17 protein-coding genes and 1 tRNA gene are annotated in these 17,102 nt (G+C 62.6%); 15 read left to right on the top strand and 3 right to left on the bottom strand.

All coding sequences use genetic code 11. The features are described from left to right. Positions 1–50 precede the first annotated feature (50 nt). On the bottom strand, positions 51–2,885 hold the full coding sequence (locus D618_RS17780) for a TonB-dependent receptor (RefSeq protein ID WP_152414544.1): 2,835 nt from the start codon (positions 2,883–2,885) through the stop codon (positions 51–53). A 338-nt stretch (positions 2,886–3,223) separates the two neighbouring features. Between D618_RS17780 and infA the strand changes: the two genes are divergently transcribed. From infA to D618_RS0105830, 11 genes are all read left to right on the top strand, one after another. Then, positions 3,224–3,442, top strand: coding sequence for a translation initiation factor IF-1 (infA, locus tag D618_RS0105880; protein ID WP_010162480.1), 219 nt, complete (start codon positions 3,224–3,226; stop codon positions 3,440–3,442). Continuing rightward, positions 3,442–4,023: a nucleoside triphosphate pyrophosphatase gene (locus D618_RS0105875; protein ID WP_017670570.1), complete on the top strand. Its 582-nt coding sequence runs from the start codon at positions 3,442–3,444 to the stop codon at positions 4,021–4,023. Before infA ends, D618_RS0105875 begins: the two co-directional genes overlap by 1 nt. Then, entirely contained in the window at positions 4,020–5,000 is a 981-nt protein-coding gene (locus D618_RS0105870) for a ribonuclease E/G (RefSeq protein WP_017670569.1), read from the top strand. The genes D618_RS0105875 and D618_RS0105870 overlap by 4 nt, the downstream gene beginning before the upstream one ends. Before the next feature lie 9 nt (positions 5,001–5,009). Beyond that, entirely contained in the window at positions 5,010–5,174 is a 165-nt protein-coding gene (gene yacG, locus D618_RS0105865) for a DNA gyrase inhibitor YacG (RefSeq protein ID WP_017670568.1), read from the top strand. A 129-nt stretch (positions 5,175–5,303) separates the two neighbouring features. Then, positions 5,304–5,379: transfer RNA gene (locus tag D618_RS0105860), tRNA-Phe, on the top strand. Between the two features lie 90 nt (positions 5,380–5,469). Further along, complete coding sequence (locus D618_RS0105855) at positions 5,470–6,039, top strand: DUF1993 domain-containing protein (RefSeq protein ID WP_017670567.1); 570 nt, start codon at positions 5,470–5,472, stop codon at positions 6,037–6,039. A gap of 196 nt (positions 6,040–6,235) precedes the next feature. After that, complete coding sequence (locus tag D618_RS0105850; protein ID WP_017670566.1) at positions 6,236–7,072, top strand: alpha/beta hydrolase; 837 nt, start codon at positions 6,236–6,238, stop codon at positions 7,070–7,072. A gap of 104 nt (positions 7,073–7,176) precedes the next feature. Beyond that, the gene (locus tag D618_RS0105845) at positions 7,177–8,427 is read left to right on the top strand and encodes a putative DNA modification/repair radical SAM protein (RefSeq protein WP_026091350.1); all 1,251 of its coding nucleotides are present in this window, start codon (positions 7,177–7,179) and stop codon (positions 8,425–8,427) included. Positions 8,428–8,437: 10 nt separating this feature from the next. Further along, positions 8,438–9,913 (top strand): UdgX family uracil-DNA binding protein, encoded by a 1,476-nt coding sequence (locus tag D618_RS0105840; RefSeq protein WP_017670564.1) that lies wholly within the window; start codon positions 8,438–8,440, stop codon positions 9,911–9,913. Between the two features lie 7 nt (positions 9,914–9,920). Further along, positions 9,921–10,616 (top strand): guanitoxin biosynthesis heme-dependent pre-guanitoxin N-hydroxylase GntA, encoded by a 696-nt coding sequence (gntA, locus tag D618_RS0105835; RefSeq protein WP_017670563.1) that lies wholly within the window; start codon positions 9,921–9,923, stop codon positions 10,614–10,616. Continuing rightward, the gene (locus D618_RS0105830) at positions 10,606–11,190 is read left to right on the top strand and encodes an urea carboxylase-associated family protein (RefSeq protein ID WP_017670562.1); all 585 of its coding nucleotides are present in this window, start codon (positions 10,606–10,608) and stop codon (positions 11,188–11,190) included. The genes gntA and D618_RS0105830 overlap by 11 nt, the downstream gene beginning before the upstream one ends. Positions 11,191–11,193: 3 nt before the next feature. Here the strand turns inward: D618_RS0105830 and D618_RS18955 are convergent, their stop codons facing one another. Next, on the bottom strand, positions 11,194–12,072 hold the full coding sequence (locus D618_RS18955; RefSeq protein WP_017670561.1) for a class I SAM-dependent methyltransferase: 879 nt from the start codon (positions 12,070–12,072) through the stop codon (positions 11,194–11,196). A gap of 184 nt (positions 12,073–12,256) precedes the next feature. On the opposite strand from D618_RS18955, the gene D618_RS0105820 reads away from it, so the two are divergent. Continuing rightward, positions 12,257–13,171 (top strand): GNAT family N-acetyltransferase, encoded by a 915-nt coding sequence (locus tag D618_RS0105820; RefSeq protein ID WP_017670560.1) that lies wholly within the window; start codon positions 12,257–12,259, stop codon positions 13,169–13,171. 12 nt (positions 13,172–13,183) lie between these two features. On the opposite strand, the gene D618_RS17770 is transcribed toward D618_RS0105820, so the two are convergent. Continuing rightward, a complete protein-coding gene (locus tag D618_RS17770; protein WP_017670559.1) occupies positions 13,184–14,200 on the bottom strand; it encodes a hypothetical protein in 1,017 nt (338 codons plus the stop codon). Positions 14,201–14,639: 439 nt separating this feature from the next. Here D618_RS17770 and mdh point away from each other — a divergent pair, with 439 nt between their 5' ends. Genes mdh through sucD form a run of 3 tightly spaced genes read left to right on the top strand, consistent with a single transcriptional unit; the run spans position 14,640 to position 17,094 of the window. Further along, positions 14,640–15,602, top strand: coding sequence for a malate dehydrogenase (gene mdh, locus D618_RS0105810; protein ID WP_017670558.1), 963 nt, complete (start codon positions 14,640–14,642; stop codon positions 15,600–15,602). Continuing rightward, positions 15,602–16,210, top strand: coding sequence for a hypothetical protein (locus tag D618_RS0105805; RefSeq protein WP_017670557.1), 609 nt, complete (start codon positions 15,602–15,604; stop codon positions 16,208–16,210). Before mdh ends, D618_RS0105805 begins: the two co-directional genes overlap by 1 nt. After that, on the top strand, positions 16,207–17,094 hold the full coding sequence (sucD, locus tag D618_RS0105800) for a succinate--CoA ligase subunit alpha (RefSeq protein ID WP_017670556.1): 888 nt from the start codon (positions 16,207–16,209) through the stop codon (positions 17,092–17,094). The genes D618_RS0105805 and sucD overlap by 4 nt, the downstream gene beginning before the upstream one ends. Positions 17,095–17,102 lie beyond the last annotated feature (8 nt).

Below are 17,102 nucleotides of genomic sequence, written 5' to 3'. Positions count from 1 at the left end.
GGTCGCCTTCGGCAAAAGCCATGGCAAATTTGCCACGGCTTTTGCCCCGTTCAGAACCGTTTTCTGAAACTCAGCGAGACGACGCGCCCCTGCGGATCGATGAAGCCGGCCTGATAGCGCAGCGGAACATCGCCGGCATCGGTGGTTACGCGCTGCTGGGCGTTGAAGATGTTGTCCACGCCCAGCCGCAGCCGTGACCCTTTGAGGAACGGCAGCGCATCGGTCAGCTTCGGCTTGTTGTCGAGATTGACAAAAGCCCGCATGCCGAATGTCGCGATATCGTTGAACCGCAGATCGGTCGCGCCTGGAAGGCCGCCGCCGTCGACCCGCGATCCGCTCTGGTAATTGCCGGTAAAGCGCAGGCCCACGCCGTTGAGGAAGAGCCCGCCCTCCATCTCCACGCCATGCCGGGGCACGCCGCCATTCGATCCAACCGCCGATCCACCCAGAAGGTCCAGCTCCGGCAGACCGGGGCGAATGCGGATCGTCTCGGCAAAGCGCACGGTGTGATAGATCGAGATGTTCCAGCGGCCGCCGCGGCCGCCTGCACCCGGGCCGAAGCCGCCGCTCGGCCCGCGCGGTGGTCCGCCCGCGCGGGCCCGTTCACCGCGAGGACCTCCTGCCGGGGGCGTACCGCCCGCTCCTGCGCCTGGCCCACGCGGTCCAGCGCCAGGTGGAGGACCGCCCGCGCCGGGGCCGCCGCGTGCCCCACCGGGTCCGGCGGCGCGCTCATCCCCGGCAATCCGCCGCGAAAAGTTGATGCCGTAGCGCAGCCGATCGCTCGTCACCCGGTCATAGTTGATCGCGCGCTGGTCGATCGCGAGCAATGTGCCATCGGTATCGCGGATGATGCGATCGGGGAAAGCCGCCTCGATCTCCGGGGTCAGAATGGGGAACGAGGATGTCGTGCCATAGCTGCGGTTGCGGATGTATTCCGCCAGGAAATCGAGCCCTTCGATAAACGGCGGGCGATAGTTGAGCGATACCTTGACGTCGCGCCGCTCCTCGGGCGTCAACAATGGATTGCCGCCAGAAATGACGGTTGCAAGCACGGTCTGGTTGCGCGCCAGATCGAACGTGCTGACATTGGGCGTGACGATCTGCGGATCGCCCAACTGGCTGATGCCCGGGGCCGCTTCTTCGGCGATCAACGAAGCCTGGATGGTCACCGTGTCGGTCGGTGACCAGTTGAGGCCATAGCCAAAGCTCAGCAGGCCACCTGCATCGCTCAACTCGCGATAGCCCAGATTGCCGTTGACCGAGAGCTTGCCGAACCAGTCGCTCATGTAGTCATCGACCAGTGGCACATCGATATTGGCAGAAACATTGGCCTCGCTGCGGGCCAGCGAATTGCTGCCCTGCCCTGCCCGGCGGCTATCGACCGAATCCTGCAGGCGGCGAGCGAACCCTCCGACCAGCGTCATGTTGACCGGCCCGGCGGGCAGGTCTGCCAGCTTGCCATTGGCGGTGAGCTGGCTGTTGAACAGCTGGTTGCGGCTCTGCGCAGAATCGCTCACCAGTCCGGGCAGCAGCGTTCCCAGCGTTCCGGTGAACGGATTGATCGGATTGGTGGTACTGGAAATCGCGGATTGAAGCCCGCTCACATCGACCGACTGGTCGATGATGGTCAGCGTATCGACGCGGGTGTAGTCTCCGGTCAGCGCCCATTTCCAGTTCGCTGGCAAGACGCCGTTGGCGTTGAAGCCCAGCGAATAGGTGTCGGTATCGACCGTCCGGGTGATCGCACGCGGATCGCCGAAGGCGGTCAGCAAGCTGACATCATTGCTGAATGGGGAAAAGGGGTTGGTTGCAGGAATGAGCAGCGTCGCGGTGTTGAGCCCGAGCAGCGATGTCGCATAATTGTTGGTGTAGGTTCCATTGACCTGCACATTTGTGTCGGGGCTGAGGTTGTAGATATAAGTCGCGTTAGCCTGAATCCGGTCGGAATTGGGAACCAGTGTCCGGAACTGACCCAGGTCGGTCGTGTTTGCAGCGCCGGTGAAAGCGGAGAGAGCAGGCGCGCCGCTGATACCCTGAGGGATGCCCACCAGCGTCAGCGGCCGACCTGCAAGCGCGCTGAGCGCCGGATCGATTGCGGAACCTGTGCCAAATGGCGATGCGCCGACATTGCCGCCCAGCGCAAAGGGAGCGCTGCTGTCGGGTTGAAGGATGCCACGCTCGCTTTCGAGCAGCGAGGATGCCATTTCATACTCGACATCGACGATCAGCCGGGTGTTCTTGCCCAGCTTGGTGAAGGTTCCCTCGAACTCGGTGGTGCCATAGCCGCCCTGGGTCGCCAGGCTCTGGTCGACCTCGGCTGCAAGGCTCTGATAGTTCTCGACGAGAATGAAATTGATGACGCGCTGATCGGGACGGAAGCCGTATTTCAGCGCCAGCTCTTCGGGGAACACCTCGACCTTCTGGATCGCTTCGGGCGGAATGTCGCGGATCGCGCGGAAACCGGAAACACGCTGTCCATTCAGCAGCACGACCGGGCCATCGCCCCCCCTGCCCCGCGCGCTGCCGGTCTGCGGCGCAATCTGCTGCAGCAGTTCAGCGAGCGACGATGCTCCATAAATCGCGACATCCGCTGCATTGAGCTCCGCCACTGGCGGCACATCGGTCTGGATTGATCCGCGCAGGCGCTCGGCGACCACCACGATGGTATCGCCGTCATCGTCAGGCTCGGTATCGGGTGCGGCGGGCGTCTGGATCTGGGCCTGGGCGGCACTGGCAGCGTCTGCCTTGAGAGCGGTGTCGTCCTCCAGCGATACAGCGAGTGCTCCGGGGCTGGTGGCGACCAGCAAGGCCGAGGCAAAGGACAGCGTAATCGCCGGGCGCGAAGGCGCTAAGGCCGAAATGCGGGGTCGCAGCTTGAGCATCATGGGAAAGGCGTTCTCTTGTTCTTGGGCGGCGCCGGGGAAGCGCATGGGGGACTTTATCTGTTGCAGCGCAATATGATGCGGCCCGTCGCCTTAGCCAGTGCTGAATTGTAACAAATTTTGGCATTGTTACCGAGTGTTGCCCAAACGCTTCGGATCGCGCAGCGGCGCTGATAATCGGGACGGTTGCGGCAAACCGCGCAAACTCCCGTCTTTTCTTTTGCACGCTTTGTCTGTAAGGCGCGCTGAACTTTGCGCAGGCCCATGATTTTCAAGGGCGCGCGCACCCGGCGGAGCGAACGGTCGCTGCGTCAACACCAGAACCAAATTGCAGGGGCCGAATGGCAAAAGAAGAACTTCTCGAAATGCGCGGCCAGGTGGTCGAACTGCTGCCCAACGCCATGTTCCGCGTGAAGCTGGAAAACGACCACGAAATCCTTGGCCACACCGCCGGCAAGATGCGCAAGAACCGCATCCGCGTTCTGGTTGGCGATGAAGTTCTGGTGGAACTGACCCCTTATGATCTGACCAAGGGCCGGATTACCTACCGCTTTAAGTAATGCCACCGCTGATCCTTGCATCGGCCAGTCCGCGCCGCCAGCAATTGCTGGCGCGGATCGGCATAACTGCGGACGCGATTGTCCCCGCCGATATCGATGAAACCCCGCTGAAGTCAGAGCTTCCGCGCGTCTATGCGCAGCGCATGGCGGCAGAAAAGGCCGCTGTCGTCGCCGCGCTTCATCCGGACAGCGCGGTGCTTTCAGGCGATACCGTGGTCGCGGTCGGGCGCCGCATTCTGCCCAAGGCTGAGAGCGAAGCCGATGCCCGTCATTGCCTCGACCTCATCTCGGGAAGACGGCATCTGGTCCTTTCCGCCGTCACATTATCGCTACCCGGCGGCCGCAGCCTGCACCGGCTTAGCGAAAGCACCGTGACCTTCAAGCGGCTGCATGAAGACGAGATTGCCGCCTATATCGCCAGCGGCGAGTGGCAGGGCAAGGCTGGCGGATATGCCATCCAGGGCAGCGCAGAGGCGCTGATCAGGTCCATCGCCGGCAGCTACAGCGGTATCATGGGCCTGCCCTTGTATGAAACACGCAGCATGCTGATCACCGCTGGCCTGTGGAACCCTGCTTCATGACACATTGGTTGTATGAAGACGGCATCGGCGAGGAACGCGCAGCGTTGATCGAACATGGCCGCATCGTTGAAGCACGTATCCAGCGCAGCGATCAGACGGGGGGCTGCGGCGCAATCGTCGCGGGGCGGTTGCTGGCCAAAAGCGCTGGCGGTCACCGTGCCCGAATCCTGCTGAGCGATGGCAGCGAAGCCATGCTGCAGCCGGTGCCCAAGGACCTGAGCGAGGGCAAGACCGTGCGCGCCGAAGTGGTGCGCGAGGCACTGGTCGAACCCGGCCTCTCGCCTGCAACCACGCGCCACAAACCGGCGCGGCTGCGCGCCGTGGCGGCGGACACGCCGCTTCGGGAGGCTCCAAGTCTGCTCGATCGCATTACCGCCGATGGCCATGACATCATCCGCGTGTCTGCACACGGCCCCGATGTGCTGGCCGAATCGGGCTGGCACGATGTGCTGGCCGAGGCCGAAACCGGCCAGATCGCCTTTACCGGCGGATCGCTGACGCTCTCGCCCACGCCTGCGATGACGGTGATCGACGTCGATGGAGATATCGCGCCGCGCGCGCTGGGACTGGCGGCGGCGACTCAGATCGCGCACGCAATCCGTCGCCATGGGATCGGCGGCAGCGTGGTCGTAGATTTCCCGACCCTGGCCGACAAGGCGGACCGCAACGCGGTGGCGAACTATTATGACGCGGCCATGCCGCTCCCCTGCGAGCGCACCGCCATTAACGGCTATGGGCTGATGCAGATCGTGCTCAAGCGCACCCGCGCCTCACTGATGGAACTGTTCGCCGCAGATCCGGTCCGCTGGCATGTCATGGCCGCCCTGCGCAGCGCCGAACGCGATGGCGGCACAGGCGTGCTGGCGCTCGACCTCAGCGCTGCCGAATCGCAGCTACTGGCGCGCGAGCCGGCATGGCTCGATGCACTGCAGCGCCGGACAGGTCGCGCGGTTGCGGTTCAACCGGCTACTGCCTAGATACGCGCCATGGCCAACCCTCGCCCCTGCCCCCTGTGCGCCAAGCCTGCGCGCGCCGAATTCACGCCCTTTTGCAGCAAGGCCTGCAAGGATCGCGACCTTCTGCAGTGGCTGGGCGAAGGCTATCGCGTGCCTGGACCGCCTGCGGACCAGCCCGACGAGGAGTATGAATGACATGCGTTCGGGGCTTGGCGATTTTGCTATGGACAAGCCCCACCAAGCCTGCCTATAGGCGGCGCTCCAAATCGCCGGTCTGGCGATGAACGGCTCACCGGTCTGCTTGCAGATGTGGTGAAACCCGATGCCCGGGTAGCTCAGTTGGTAGAGCATGCGATTGAAAATCGCAGTGTCGGCGGTTCGACCCCGTCCCCGGGCACCACTTTCCCACTTTTACCTGCTGCCTACGCCCTTTGTCATTTCCGCAGCTTTGCGTGCCAGCTATGACCCTCGCCAACGAGAGGAACATGGCATGAAGCTCGACGATATACTGGCCCCTACCTACCTGCAGATGCTGAAGGCGCTCTCCGTCTGGCTCGACAAGGCATCGCAGCAATTGGCTCCAGACACGGCCGCATCGATCATGCATGCGCGCCTCGCGGATGACATGTTCCCGCTGTTTACCCAGATCTGCTTTGCCTGCGTGCAGGCGCAGGAGGGCATTTTCCGGCTGCGGCAGGACGACCTGCCCCGCTCGGTCGCCACGCTACTGGCCGATGGACGCAATGCAGAAGACGCACCCCGGTCGATCGCCGATGCGCAGGCGCGGATCGCCGAAACCATCCGCATCATCGAAGCAGCGGCAGCCGACATGGCCGACCTCGCGCCCGAAGCCCCCATCGCGCACCGGTTGCCCAATGGCATGGTCTTCGATCTGACCGCCGCGCAATATGTCCGCGACTGGGCCATACCGCAGCTCTATTTTCATGTGATGGCCGCTTATGCGATCTTGCGTGCGCAGGGCGTAAACCTGGGCAAGGCGGATTATGTCGCGCACATGTTCGCTTTCCTGCGTCCCGGTACGATGCCGAAACCGGGCTGAATCGCTCCGCCATGCGGTTTTGCAGTCCCGCGAACCTCCGGGTAGACTTTTACAGGCTTCGCACCGAATACCTTCTGTACTTGACCGTGGAACTGATCGTCTGAGACGGTGTTCGTCGTTCTGTTATGGCGCCCATCGGCGTCACGCATCTGTCGCAGACTTTCGCTAACACTGCCCCGACGCACAGGAGATCGCCATGGCCTATGTCACTTCATTCGATGGAACGCAGATCTTCTTCAAGGACTGGGGCCCCAAGGATGCCCAGCCGATCGTGTTCCATCACGGTTGGCCCCTGTCGTCCGACGATTGGGACGCGCAGATGCTGTTCTTTCTGCAGCACGGCTTTCGCGTCGTCGCGCATGACCGACGCGGCCATGGTCGGTCGGAGCAGGTCAGCGAAGGTCATGACATGGATCATTATGCTGCCGATGCGGCAGCCGTCGCGGCGCATCTCGACCTCAAGTATGCGGTGCATATTGGCCATTCGACCGGCGGCGGCGAGGCTGCACGCTATGTCGCCCAGCATGGCATTCCGCAGGGGCGCGTCGCCAAGGCGGTGCTGGTCGCTGCCGTGCCGCCGATCATGGTGAAGACAGATCGCTATCCGGGCGGGCTCGACATGAATGTGTTCGATGGCTTCCGCAGCGCGCTGGCCGCCAACCGCGCCACATTTTTCCGCGATGTCGCCTCGGGCCCGTTCTACGGCTTCAACCGCGAAGATTCGGAACCTGATGAAGCGGTGGTCGAAAACTGGTGGCGGCAGGGGATGATAGGCAGCGCCAAGGCGCATTACGAAGGCATCAAGGCCTTTTCCGAAACCGACCAGACCGAAGATTTGAAGGCGATGACGGTGCCCACGCTGGTGCTGCACGGCGATGACGACCAGGTGGTGCCCTACCAGAACGCAGCGCTGCTGCAGGCCGACCTGCTCCCGGATTGCGAGCTGAAGATCTATGAAGGCCTGTCGCACGGCATGCTCACGGTGAATGCCGATACCGTCAACGCCGATATTCTGGCGTTCATCCGCAAATAGGGCTCTAGGCCGCACCCCGTCCTCCCGGCCGATCCGGGGTGGATGGAGCGCCGAGGCGGCATAAGCCTCTGTTCTTTCTTTGTTCCATGGCCTATATCGGGTTCATGAGCGAAAAACCGATTCTGGAAAAACTGGCCGTGCTCGCCGATGCGGCGAAATATGATGCATCCTGCGCGTCGTCGGGCACGATCAAACGCGATTCGACCGGCACCAAGGGGATCGGATCGACGGGCGGCATGGGCATCTGCCACAGCTATGCGCCCGATGGCCGCTGCATATCGCTGCTCAAGATCCTGCTCACCAACTTCTGCATCTACGACTGCCGTTTTTGCATCAATCGCGCCTCGAGCAACGTGCCGCGCGCGCGGTTCAACCCGGCAGAGGTGGTCCGCCTGACGCTGGATTTCTACAAGCGCAATTATATCGAAGGGCTGTTCCTCTCATCGGGCATCATCCGGTCAGAGGATTACACGATGGAGCAGTTGATCGAAGTCGCGCGACTGTTGCGCGAAGAGCATCGCTTTCAGGGCTATATCCACCTCAAGACGATCGCGGGCGCCTCACCCGAACTGATTGCCCGCGCGGGCCTGTATGCTGACCGGCTGTCCACCAATGTCGAACTGCCGACCGAGGAAGGGCTCAAGAGCTTCGCGCCCGAAAAGACCTCCGCGACCATCCGCAAGACGATGGCGGGGGTTCGCGTCGGGCTGGACGATGCCGCCGATGCACGCAAGGGTCGCCTGCTCCGCAAGGCCAAACCCCCGCGTTTCGCGCCCGCAGGTCAGTCGACACAGATGATCGTGGGGGCAGACAGCGCACGCGACAACGATATCCTGCAATCGGCCACCAGCCTGTATTCGGGCTATCGCCTGCGCCGGGTCTATTATTCGGCCTATAGCCCTATTCCCGATGCCAGCAGCGATCTGCCCCCGGTGCGTCCGCCGCTGATGCGCGAACACCGATTGTACCAGGCTGACTGGCTGCTGCGTTTTTATGGGTTTGCGCGCGAGGAAATCATGATCGGCGCGCAGGACGGGATGCTCGATCTGACGATCGACCCCAAGCTTGCCTGGGCGTTGCAGCGACGCGAATCCTTTCCGGTCGATATCAACCGGGCACCGCGCGAGATGCTCTTGCGGGTGCCCGGGCTGGGCACGAAGGCGGTCGAGCGGATCCTATCGGCACGGCGGCTGGGCGCGGTGCGCATCGGCGATCTGGCCAAGCTGACCGCGTCGGTGAAGAAGGTACTGCCCTTCGTCACGACGCCCGACTGGCGGCCCGGCGGGCTGACCGACAGCGCCAACCTGCGCGCGCGCTTCGCCCCGCCACCCGAGCAGATGAGCCTGGCGTTCTAGGGCGGCGATCATGCGCGAGGTTACGCTTCACAATCCCGGCGATTTTACCGAATGGCGCAGCGCGGCGCGACCGCTGCTGGCAGCCGGCGTGCCGCCGCAAGAGGTGCTGTGGCGGCACGCGGGGGAAAGCGGGTCCTTGTTTGCGGATAGCGCCAATCTTGACCCCAAACGCACTATCACCCTTCCCCGCGAACTGGTGACGATCGCCGACCGGGTCATCTGCCATCGTGATCCTGCCGTACCGTCGAGGCTTTATCGCGTCGTCTGGCGCGCGCTCGATGACCGACGGCTGCTCGAGCGGCGCACCGATCCGGATGTCGACTGGCTCGCCAAGATGGACAAGGCGATCCGGCGCGACCTGCACAAGATGCACGCCTTTGTCCGCTTCCGCCGCCTGGGCGGCAGCGAGGCGGATCGCGAATCCTATGTGGCCTGGTTCGAGCCCGAGCACCGCATATTGCGCCTCGCCGCGCCGTTCTTTCGCAAGCGGTTCTACGGCATGGACTGGGCGATCCTGACTCCAGATGCGCGCGCGATCTGGCAGTCGGAAGAATTGAGCTTCGGTCCTGCCGGGACACGCGACGAGGTTCCCGACCGGGATATCGTCGAGGATCAATGGCGCACCTATTACGGCGCGATCTTCAACCCCGCGCGGGTCAAGATTGCCGCCATGCGCGCGGAAATGCCCAAGAAATACTGGCACAATCTGCCCGAGGCGCAGGACATCGCGCCGTTGCTGGCAGGCGCCGCGGCGCGGGTGGACAAGATGCGCGAAACCGCAGTTTCGCTCGCCAATCCCCGCAGCGACAAATGGCGCGTTCGCGGCGTGGCCCAGGATGCGGAGCCCGGCGATGCAATCCGTTCGCTCGAGGATATCTCGGCAGCGCTGAAGGGCTGCACCCGCTGCCCGCTGCATTGCCATGCAACCCAGCCGGTGCCGGGCGAAGGCCGCGCGGATGCGCGTATCATGCTGGTGGGCGAACAGCCCGGTGATCGCGAGGATCTGGAAGGACGCCCGTTTGTGGGCCCCGCAGGCCAGCTGCTCGACGAGGCCCTGGCCGAAGCGGGGCTCGACCGTGCGACGCTGTACGTCACCAATGCGGTGAAGCATTTCAAGTTCGAACCGCGCGGCAAGCGCCGCCTCCACCAGAACCCCAACACCGGCGAGATCGACATCTGCCGCTGGTGGCTCGACCAGGAGCGCGCGCTTGTGCAGCCCGACATCATCGTCTCGCTGGGGGGCAGCGCGCTGCGTGGTATCACCGGCAAAAGCCCCAGCATCAGTTCGATGCGGGGCAAGGTCCACGCGCTCGAAGGCGGCGCGCAGCTGATCGCGACGGTGCATCCGTCCTACCTGTTGCGGCTGCCCGACCAGGAGCGTGCGGCAATCGAACGGCGCGCTTTCATTGCCGATCTGGCACGCGCCAAAGCGATGGCCGAAAGTTTGCCGAACACGCACGGCAACCCCAACGCCGGATTTGCGTAACCCTGCCATGACGACATCGAAAACGACCCACGACAACCCGCTGGCAAAGCGGTTTCGCGAATTCATTCAGGACCGCAATTTTCCCTGTGTCGGCGCCAAATCCGCGCTGGCCAAGGGCAACATGCGCATCATCGTGGGACGCGATCTGCGGTCGGCCTGGGATGATCTGCGCATCCACCCCGCCCTGCTCGACATCGCGCAGGATTATGCGGTCGATCCGACGCCATTCCAGTCGCTGGCAGTGGTGTTCGAGGAAGATGCCGGCCTGGACGAGGCAACATTCGAGCGGCATCTCTGGGAACGGCTGCAGTCATTGAGCGACAAGGACGACTGGCTCGGCCAGCCGGTCGATCCGCGTGTCAGCTCCGATCCCAACGATCCGCATTTTTCGCTCAGCTTCGGCGGCGAGGCCTTTTTCGTGGTCGGGCTGCACCCTGGTGCCAGCCGTCCGGCACGCCGGTTTGATCGGCCCGTGATCGTGTTCAATCTGCACGACCAGTTCGAGCAACTGCGCGCGTCGGGCGTGTATGACAAGATGCGTGGCACGATCCTCGACCGCGATATTGCGCTGGCGGGGAACATCAACCCCATGCTGGCCAAGCACGGCACACTATCCGAAGCCAGGCAGTACAGCGGACGCGTTGTCGATGAACGATGGCAGTGTCCCCTCAAGCCCAGAAAGAGCGTCGAATATGCCCTGTGAAATTCCGCCGCGTTCCGGCACGGCATTCATGCTGGCCAAAGGGCAGACGCTGACGGTCACCGATGTTCGGGGAGAACAGGTCGCTGATCTGCTCGCGTTCAATGCGCATGACATCGGCGAGGTGATCTCGTCCGGGCGGACGCTCGATTATGCCAGCCGCATCTATCTGAGCACCGGCGATACGCTCTATTCCAACCGCTCGGAGGTGATGCTGGAGATCGTCGCCGATGATGTCGGACGGCATGACTTCCTGTTGACACCCTGCTCCAAAGACACGTTCCGCATCATCTATGGCGATACCGACCCGCACCGGGGGTGTTTCGGCAATCTGGTCGCGGCGCTGGAGCCCTATGGCGTCACGCCGGACATGATTCCGGTGGCGTTCAACTGCTTCATGAACGTGCCCGTCGATGGCACGACCGGCGAGCTGCGCGTGGATCCTCCGCTGAGCAAGGCGGGCGACAGCATCCGATTCGTGGCGCACATGGATCTGATCATCGGTCTGACCGCTTGCTCCGCCCTGCAATCGAACAACGGATCGTTCAAGCCGATCGCCTATGAAATCAGCGGCTGAGCATCAGGTTTTGCGCGCGGCCAGATAGAACCAGTCGCCCATGCCGATCTTAGGGCCGGCCCAGGCGAGCGGGGCGAAGGCAAGTGCATAGGCCAGCCTTTTGGGGCTGCGCCGCAGGTCGCGCAGCGTTCCAAAGCTATAGGCAAGATCGATGGCGGTGTGCTGCGTACCCAATGGCGCAAATCCCTGCTTTTTCAGCATATTGGATAGGGTGCGGACCGAGAACTGGTAGAGATGCCAGGGCGGTTCGGGATGCGGCCAGTGTCCAAGCAACCCGGCCAGGGGTTCGGACGCCCTGGGGAAAAGCCCGTCGATGTTCGGCGTGGAGACGATGAACAATCCGCCAGGCTTGAGCATGCGGTACGCTGCCGCGATATCGCTTGCAGGGTCGCGGACATGCTCGATGACGTCGAACATCGTCAGGATATCCAGGCTTTCGGGTGCGGGGTCCAGCGCGTGGATATCGCCATCAATCACACGAATACCGAATTGATCACGGGCGAACTGTGCGGATGTGGCGGAAAATTCGACGCCGGACACATCAAAGCCCACGCGCAGCGCCTCGTTGAGGAACAGCCCTGTTGAACAGCCCACATCGACAAGCCTGCCGCCCGATGCCCAGCGGCGCACAAAGGCCAGATGCTCGCACGCGACTTTGGCCATCCGCGCATAATCGCCGCTGGCAGGGTCGTGCAGCGTCCTGTGATATTCGTTGCTGGCTTGGTACAGCGCTGAAAGCCGCTCGGGCGATGGCGGGTCGGCCACAAATGCCAGGTCACAAGCAACGCACCGCACCAGCGTATAGCCATCCACCCGCGCAGCCAGACGCGCGTCGCGCGATCCGCAATGATTGCAAGCCGCATGCGGCATGAGCTGCGTCATGGTCCTGTCCCGTCGGTTACCAATGATGATCTCGAGGTCGCAGCTCGAGCTTGAGTTGCTAATGGGCTGTCGTGAAAATCCGGTAAATCAGGCCGCTTGGTGCCGCGCTGGTTCAAGCGATCTTAACCGTAATCCCGTAAGTCCTGTCACCGACACCCGCACTTCATACCACCGGATCGTACCGATGCAGCCTGTTCCCTCCGACATCCGCTTCCTGCTGGGAGATCGCTGCGTTGCACGTGCGCGGCGGATGCTGGTGCCATTGCCTTACGGTCTTGATGCGATCCTGGGTGCAAAGACACTGTCCCCTGCACCATTGCCGGTCGACGCGGACGGATATCGGCTGCAATCGGCCCCGGTCGCGATGCTTGCTCGCCTGTCGACGGATTTTCCCGGCCTCGTTGCCTCGCAACCCCAGATCTACGCCCGCCACTATATCGACATGGCGCTGGGCCATGATGGCTATATGGCGCAGTTCTCGTCAAAGACGCGCGCCACCTTGAAGCGCAAGATGCGCAAGCTCGCTGACGCAGGCGGCGGCTCGCTTGACATTCGCAGCTATCATCGCCCCGAGTTGATCGACGCGTTTTTTGATACGGCGCTGCCGCTCTCCAGCCAGACCTATCAGGCGCGGCTGCTCGATGCCGGATTGCCTGGATACGATACGTTCCGCCAGGAAGCGCATCGGCTGGCCGAGGCCGACAACCTGCGCGCGTATATCCTGTTTCTCGATGAGCGCGCGATTGCCTATCTCTATCTGCCAGTGGTCGGCGATATCCTGATCTATGCCTATCTGGGCTATGATCAGGCCACGGCGTCGTTATCACCCGGCACAGTGCTTCAGATGCATGCTCTCGAGCAACTGTTTGCGGAAGCGCGCTTCCGTTACTTTGATTTTACCGAGGGCGATGGCGCGCACAAGGCCCTGTTCGGCACCGATCAGGTCGAATGCGCAACGGTGTTTCTGATGAAGCCGACGCTCACCAACCGGGCCTTGCTCACGGCCCATCACAGGTTCAACGCCACCGTCGAAGGCTCTGGCGCGTGGCTCGATCGCATCGGCGCCAAGGCCCGTATCCGCAAGCTGCTGCGCGGCTGACAGACCGCAACGTCAGAGCGCTACGAGCGACTCCGCCATTGCAAATTCGTTCAGGAAAAAGGTGGACGCAATGCCCACCTCGTATCGCAGGCGGCTGATTGCCTGCTCGCCATAGCGCATCGCCGTGCGCACCAGATTGGCGGGCACCGCAATCAGCGAACCCTTGCGCTTTGGCAGCAGGGCATTGAACCCCGCATGCTCAAGCTTGGACTGCTCTGCAATGTTCAGGCACATGGCTTCGAAGCGCTGCTTGACGATGGCGTTCACGCGCGTGCGGTCGCGGCTGAGCAGTTCGAAGCTGTGACTGACGATCGTGAAACAGGGCCATTCATGTTGCGCTGCATGGGTGAGCGCATCACGCATTTCCCATGCCGACAATGCGCACAATTGGACCGCACGGATATTGCCTGGCCGGTCCTCGATGACGCTGACCGGGATGATATCGACACCAAGATGCTCAGCAAACGGCGGCGTACCGGGTGGGAGGCGGATCGCGCATTCGCCTTCGAGGAACGCCGGGTTGAAGCTGCTGTCATACTGGACGTCCAGCGCATTCAAGGCTCTGAGCGTGTCGTCGTTTGCACCAAAATTGCCGGCTCGGAAGGCCGTGGGCTGGGGCGCGCCTGCGAGCATGAGCAGCGCGCGCGCCTGATCCAGCAGGCGGATCTGATCTTCCAGCGAAAAATCGGCGATATTGCGTCCGCGCAGATGGCTCAGTTCATGATCGCGCGCAAATTCCAGCCATTCGGTGTGGATGTGCAGCTGAACCTCGTGTCCGCGCTTCAGGATCGGTTCCACGATCCGGGCCACGACGCCCGGTCCGTAGACAAGCGCGGGCATGGGATCGACGAAAAACACGCCAGTCAGACCATAGGCTTCGAGCCGGTCCATCTGGTAGAAAATTCCGAACTCACCGTCGCGGCATTTGCCCGTGATCGAGCTGTCGAAATTCTCCTGCGCGCTGGCGCCATCCTGAAACAGCTTGAGCGACAACTCGGTATCGACTGTATATTGCACTTTGGTAGCCATCGTCCAAACCTTATGCAGTGCGGGTTAAAACCCACTTACCAAGGTCGCAGGTGCACACCGGTTATAGAATGCAGGGATATATGTCCATCCAGTGCTGGCTGGAGACTGTATCGCTTTGAGCCGATATCGCGGGCGATTCAGAGCCGCGACGGGCCTGGGGTGCGACCGATCGAGGCCTTATTGCTAACAGTTTTCATTTGCACAAATAATTGATCCGTAGCGTCTTTTGATGGTTGAAATGCCCGTTCAAGCGGCCTAGTCAGACCCCCGAGCGCGATCATTCAGCCCGGGTAAGCCGGGGCGCGCCTCTTTCAGGTCGTGAAACGGACAAGCATATTGCCGGATTTCTGTTCAGGGAACGCACACGCACCAGGCACTTTCCCGCTTTTCCTGACAGACAGTTTCGGCCGGGACTTTTAATTTTCGGAAAGGATTGACCATGGCACGCAAGAAGATCGCGCTGATCGGCGCAGGCAATATCGGCGGCACGCTCGCGCACCTCGCGGCGCTCAAGGAACTGGGCGACGTCGTTCTGTTCGACGTGGTGGAAGGCGTGCCGCAGGGCAAGGCGCTCGACCTCTCGCAGTGCGGCCCGGTCGAAGGCTTTGACGCGAAGATCACCGGCACTAACGATTATGCCGATATTGCAGGCGCCGATGTCATCATCGTCACCGCAGGCGTTGCCCGCAAGCCCGGCATGAGCCGCGATGACCTCATCGGCATCAACCTCAAGGTCATGAAGGCCGTCGGCGAAGGCATCAAGGCCAACGCGCCGAACGCGTTCGTCATCTGCATCACCAACCCGCTCGATGCCATGGTCTGGGCGCTGCGCGAATTCTCCGGCCTGCCGCACCACATGGTCGTCGGCATGGCAGGCGTGCTCGACAGCGCACGCTTCAGCCACTTCATCGCCGACGAGTTCCAGGTCTCGGTGCGCGACGTGAACACCTTCGTGCTTGGCGGTCATGGCGATACCATGGTCCCCGTTGTCCAGTATTCGACCGTTGCCGGCATCCCCGTGCCCGACCTGATCAAGCAGGGCCGTTCGACCAAGGAGCGCATCGACGAGATCGTCAAGCGCACCCGTGGCGGCGGCGGCGAGATCGTCGCTTTGCTCAAGACCGGCTCGGCTTATTACGCGCCCGCCACCAGCGGCATCGCGATGGCCGAAGCCTATCTGTCGGACCAGAAGCGCCTGCTGCCCTGCGCGGCCTATGTCGAAGGCAAGTACGGTCTTGACGGCCTGTATGTCGGCGTTCCGGTGATCATCGGTGCCGGCGGCGTCGAGCAGATCGTCGAGATCGACCTCGACGACGAAGCCAAGGGCAACCTCCAGGTCTCGGTCGACGCAGTCAAGGAACTGCTCGATGCGTGCAAGACGCTGGACCCGAGCCTCGCCTGATGCCTGCTTCCGGTCTTCTGATCGGACTTTTCGCGCTGGCGGCGATGCAAGACGCGCCGCCAGCCGAAAACCCCTACCCTGCGCGTGAGGTGCTCTCCGCGTTTGCGACCGCTTGTTCGGGTATCGAGAACATGGCCGTCGCCAAGGCCAGCGTGCTCGCCGCAGGCTGGCAGCCGGTTCCTGCCGATGACACTGGCGCGCTGATGAAGCTGGTCGCGTTCGGCAAGGCCAAGCTCGCCGAGAGCGATCCCGACATGAAACTGATCGACGGCGGCGAATACCGCATGACCGTCGCGGGCCGCGAGCTGGGCGTGGTGCTTTCGGGCGTCGACCTGGAAACGCTGCGGTCGCATGGCTGCCGGGTCTATGATTTCACCGCCGCCATCCCCATTTCGTCCGAAGATCTTGAAGAGTGGGCCGTTCGCAAGCCCAACGACACCCAGACGCCCGAAGGCGGCATGATCAAGCACGTATGGAGCCCGGGCCTGAAACCCGGCCACATCGAAATGGAAGTCAGTTTCGTTCCGCAAGGCGCGCTCGCCGCCGCCAATATCCCGTTATCCGGCCTCGTCTTTACGGCCACTGCAATGGAGTTTCTGAAACCATGAGCATTCTCGTCAACAAGCATACCAAGGTGATCACGCAAGGGATGACCGGTGCGACCGGTACATTCCACACCGAACAGGCGCTGGCCTATGGCACGCAGATGGTCGGCGGCGTGACTCCCGGCAAGGGCGGCACCACGCACATCGGCCTGCCCAACTACAACACCGTGGCAGAAGCGAAGGCCGCCACCGGCGCGACCGCGACCTGCATCTACGTTCCGCCACCGTTCGCAGCGGACTCGATCCTCGAAGCGATCGACGCCAAGATGGAACTGATCGTGGCGATCACCGAAGGAATTCCCGTGCTCGACATGGTCCGCGTCAAGCGCGCGCTCGTCGGCAGCGGCTCGCGCCTGATCGGCCCGAACTGCCCCGGCGTGCTGACGCCTGATGAATGCAAGATCGGCATCATGCCCGGCAGCATCTTCAAGAAGGGCTCGGTCGGCGTCGTCTCGCGCTCGGGCACGCTGACTTATGAAGCCGTGCACCAGACCACCGCAGTGGGCCTCGGCCAGACCACGGCTGTGGGCATCGGCGGCGATCCGGTCAACGGCACCAACTTCATCGACGTGCTCGAACTGTTCCTCGCCGATGACGAGACCACCTCGATCATCATGATCGGTGAAATCGGCGGCAGTGCGGAAGAAGAAGCCGCGCAGTTCATCAAGGACGAGGCCAAGCGTGGTCGCAAGAAGCCGATGGTCGGCTTCATCGCGGGCCGCACGGCGCCTCCGGGACGCCGCATGGGCCATGCAGGGGCAATCGTTTCGGGCGGCGAAGGCGGCGCGGAAGAAAAGATCGCGGCGATGGAAGAAGCGGGCATCCGCGTCTCCCCCTCGCCCTCGCTGCTTGGCACGACCCTTGCTGAGTTGCTTGAGACGGTGTGACGATAATG

It is taken from the genome of Blastomonas sp. AAP53 (assembly GCF_000331245.1).
Taxonomy (GTDB): domain Bacteria; phylum Pseudomonadota; class Alphaproteobacteria; order Sphingomonadales; family Sphingomonadaceae; genus Blastomonas.
The sequence above is the reverse complement of the archived record's forward strand: the minus strand, read 5'-3'. Positions and strand labels throughout refer to the sequence as shown.

What these genes read in the sequence shown, in the direction of transcription:
- D618_RS0105850 (WP_017670566.1), top strand. Translation starts at nt 6,236, where the DNA reads ATGGCCTATGTCACTTCATTCGATGGAACGCAGATCTTCTTCAAGGAC.
- D618_RS0105870 (WP_017670569.1), top strand. Translation starts at nt 4,020, where the DNA reads ATGACACATTGGTTGTATGAAGACGGCATCGGCGAGGAACGCGCAGCG.
- D618_RS0105830 (WP_017670562.1), top strand. Translation starts at nt 10,606, where the DNA reads ATGCCCTGTGAAATTCCGCCGCGTTCCGGCACGGCATTCATGCTGGCC.
- D618_RS0105855 (WP_017670567.1), top strand. Translation starts at nt 5,470, where the DNA reads ATGAAGCTCGACGATATACTGGCCCCTACCTACCTGCAGATGCTGAAG.
- D618_RS0105845 (WP_026091350.1), top strand. Translation starts at nt 7,177, where the DNA reads ATGAGCGAAAAACCGATTCTGGAAAAACTGGCCGTGCTCGCCGATGCG.
- D618_RS0105820 (WP_017670560.1), top strand. Translation starts at nt 12,257, where the DNA reads ATGCAGCCTGTTCCCTCCGACATCCGCTTCCTGCTGGGAGATCGCTGC.
- mdh (WP_017670558.1), top strand. Translation starts at nt 14,640, where the DNA reads ATGGCACGCAAGAAGATCGCGCTGATCGGCGCAGGCAATATCGGCGGC.
- infA (WP_010162480.1), top strand. Translation starts at nt 3,224, where the DNA reads ATGGCAAAAGAAGAACTTCTCGAAATGCGCGGCCAGGTGGTCGAACTG.
- D618_RS0105805 (WP_017670557.1), top strand. Translation starts at nt 15,602, where the DNA reads ATGCCTGCTTCCGGTCTTCTGATCGGACTTTTCGCGCTGGCGGCGATG.
- sucD (WP_017670556.1), top strand. Translation starts at nt 16,207, where the DNA reads ATGAGCATTCTCGTCAACAAGCATACCAAGGTGATCACGCAAGGGATG.
- D618_RS0105875 (WP_017670570.1), top strand. Translation starts at nt 3,442, where the DNA reads ATGCCACCGCTGATCCTTGCATCGGCCAGTCCGCGCCGCCAGCAATTG.
- D618_RS17770 (WP_017670559.1), bottom strand. Translation starts at nt 14,200, where the DNA reads ATGGCTACCAAAGTGCAATATACAGTCGATACCGAGTTGTCGCTCAAG.
- yacG (WP_017670568.1), top strand. Translation starts at nt 5,010, where the DNA reads ATGGCCAACCCTCGCCCCTGCCCCCTGTGCGCCAAGCCTGCGCGCGCC.
- D618_RS18955 (WP_017670561.1), bottom strand. Translation starts at nt 12,072, where the DNA reads ATGACGCAGCTCATGCCGCATGCGGCTTGCAATCATTGCGGATCGCGC.
- D618_RS0105840 (WP_017670564.1), top strand. Translation starts at nt 8,438, where the DNA reads ATGCGCGAGGTTACGCTTCACAATCCCGGCGATTTTACCGAATGGCGC.
- D618_RS17780 (WP_152414544.1), bottom strand. Translation starts at nt 2,885, where the DNA reads ATGATGCTCAAGCTGCGACCCCGCATTTCGGCCTTAGCGCCTTCGCGC.
- gntA (WP_017670563.1), top strand. Translation starts at nt 9,921, where the DNA reads ATGACGACATCGAAAACGACCCACGACAACCCGCTGGCAAAGCGGTTT.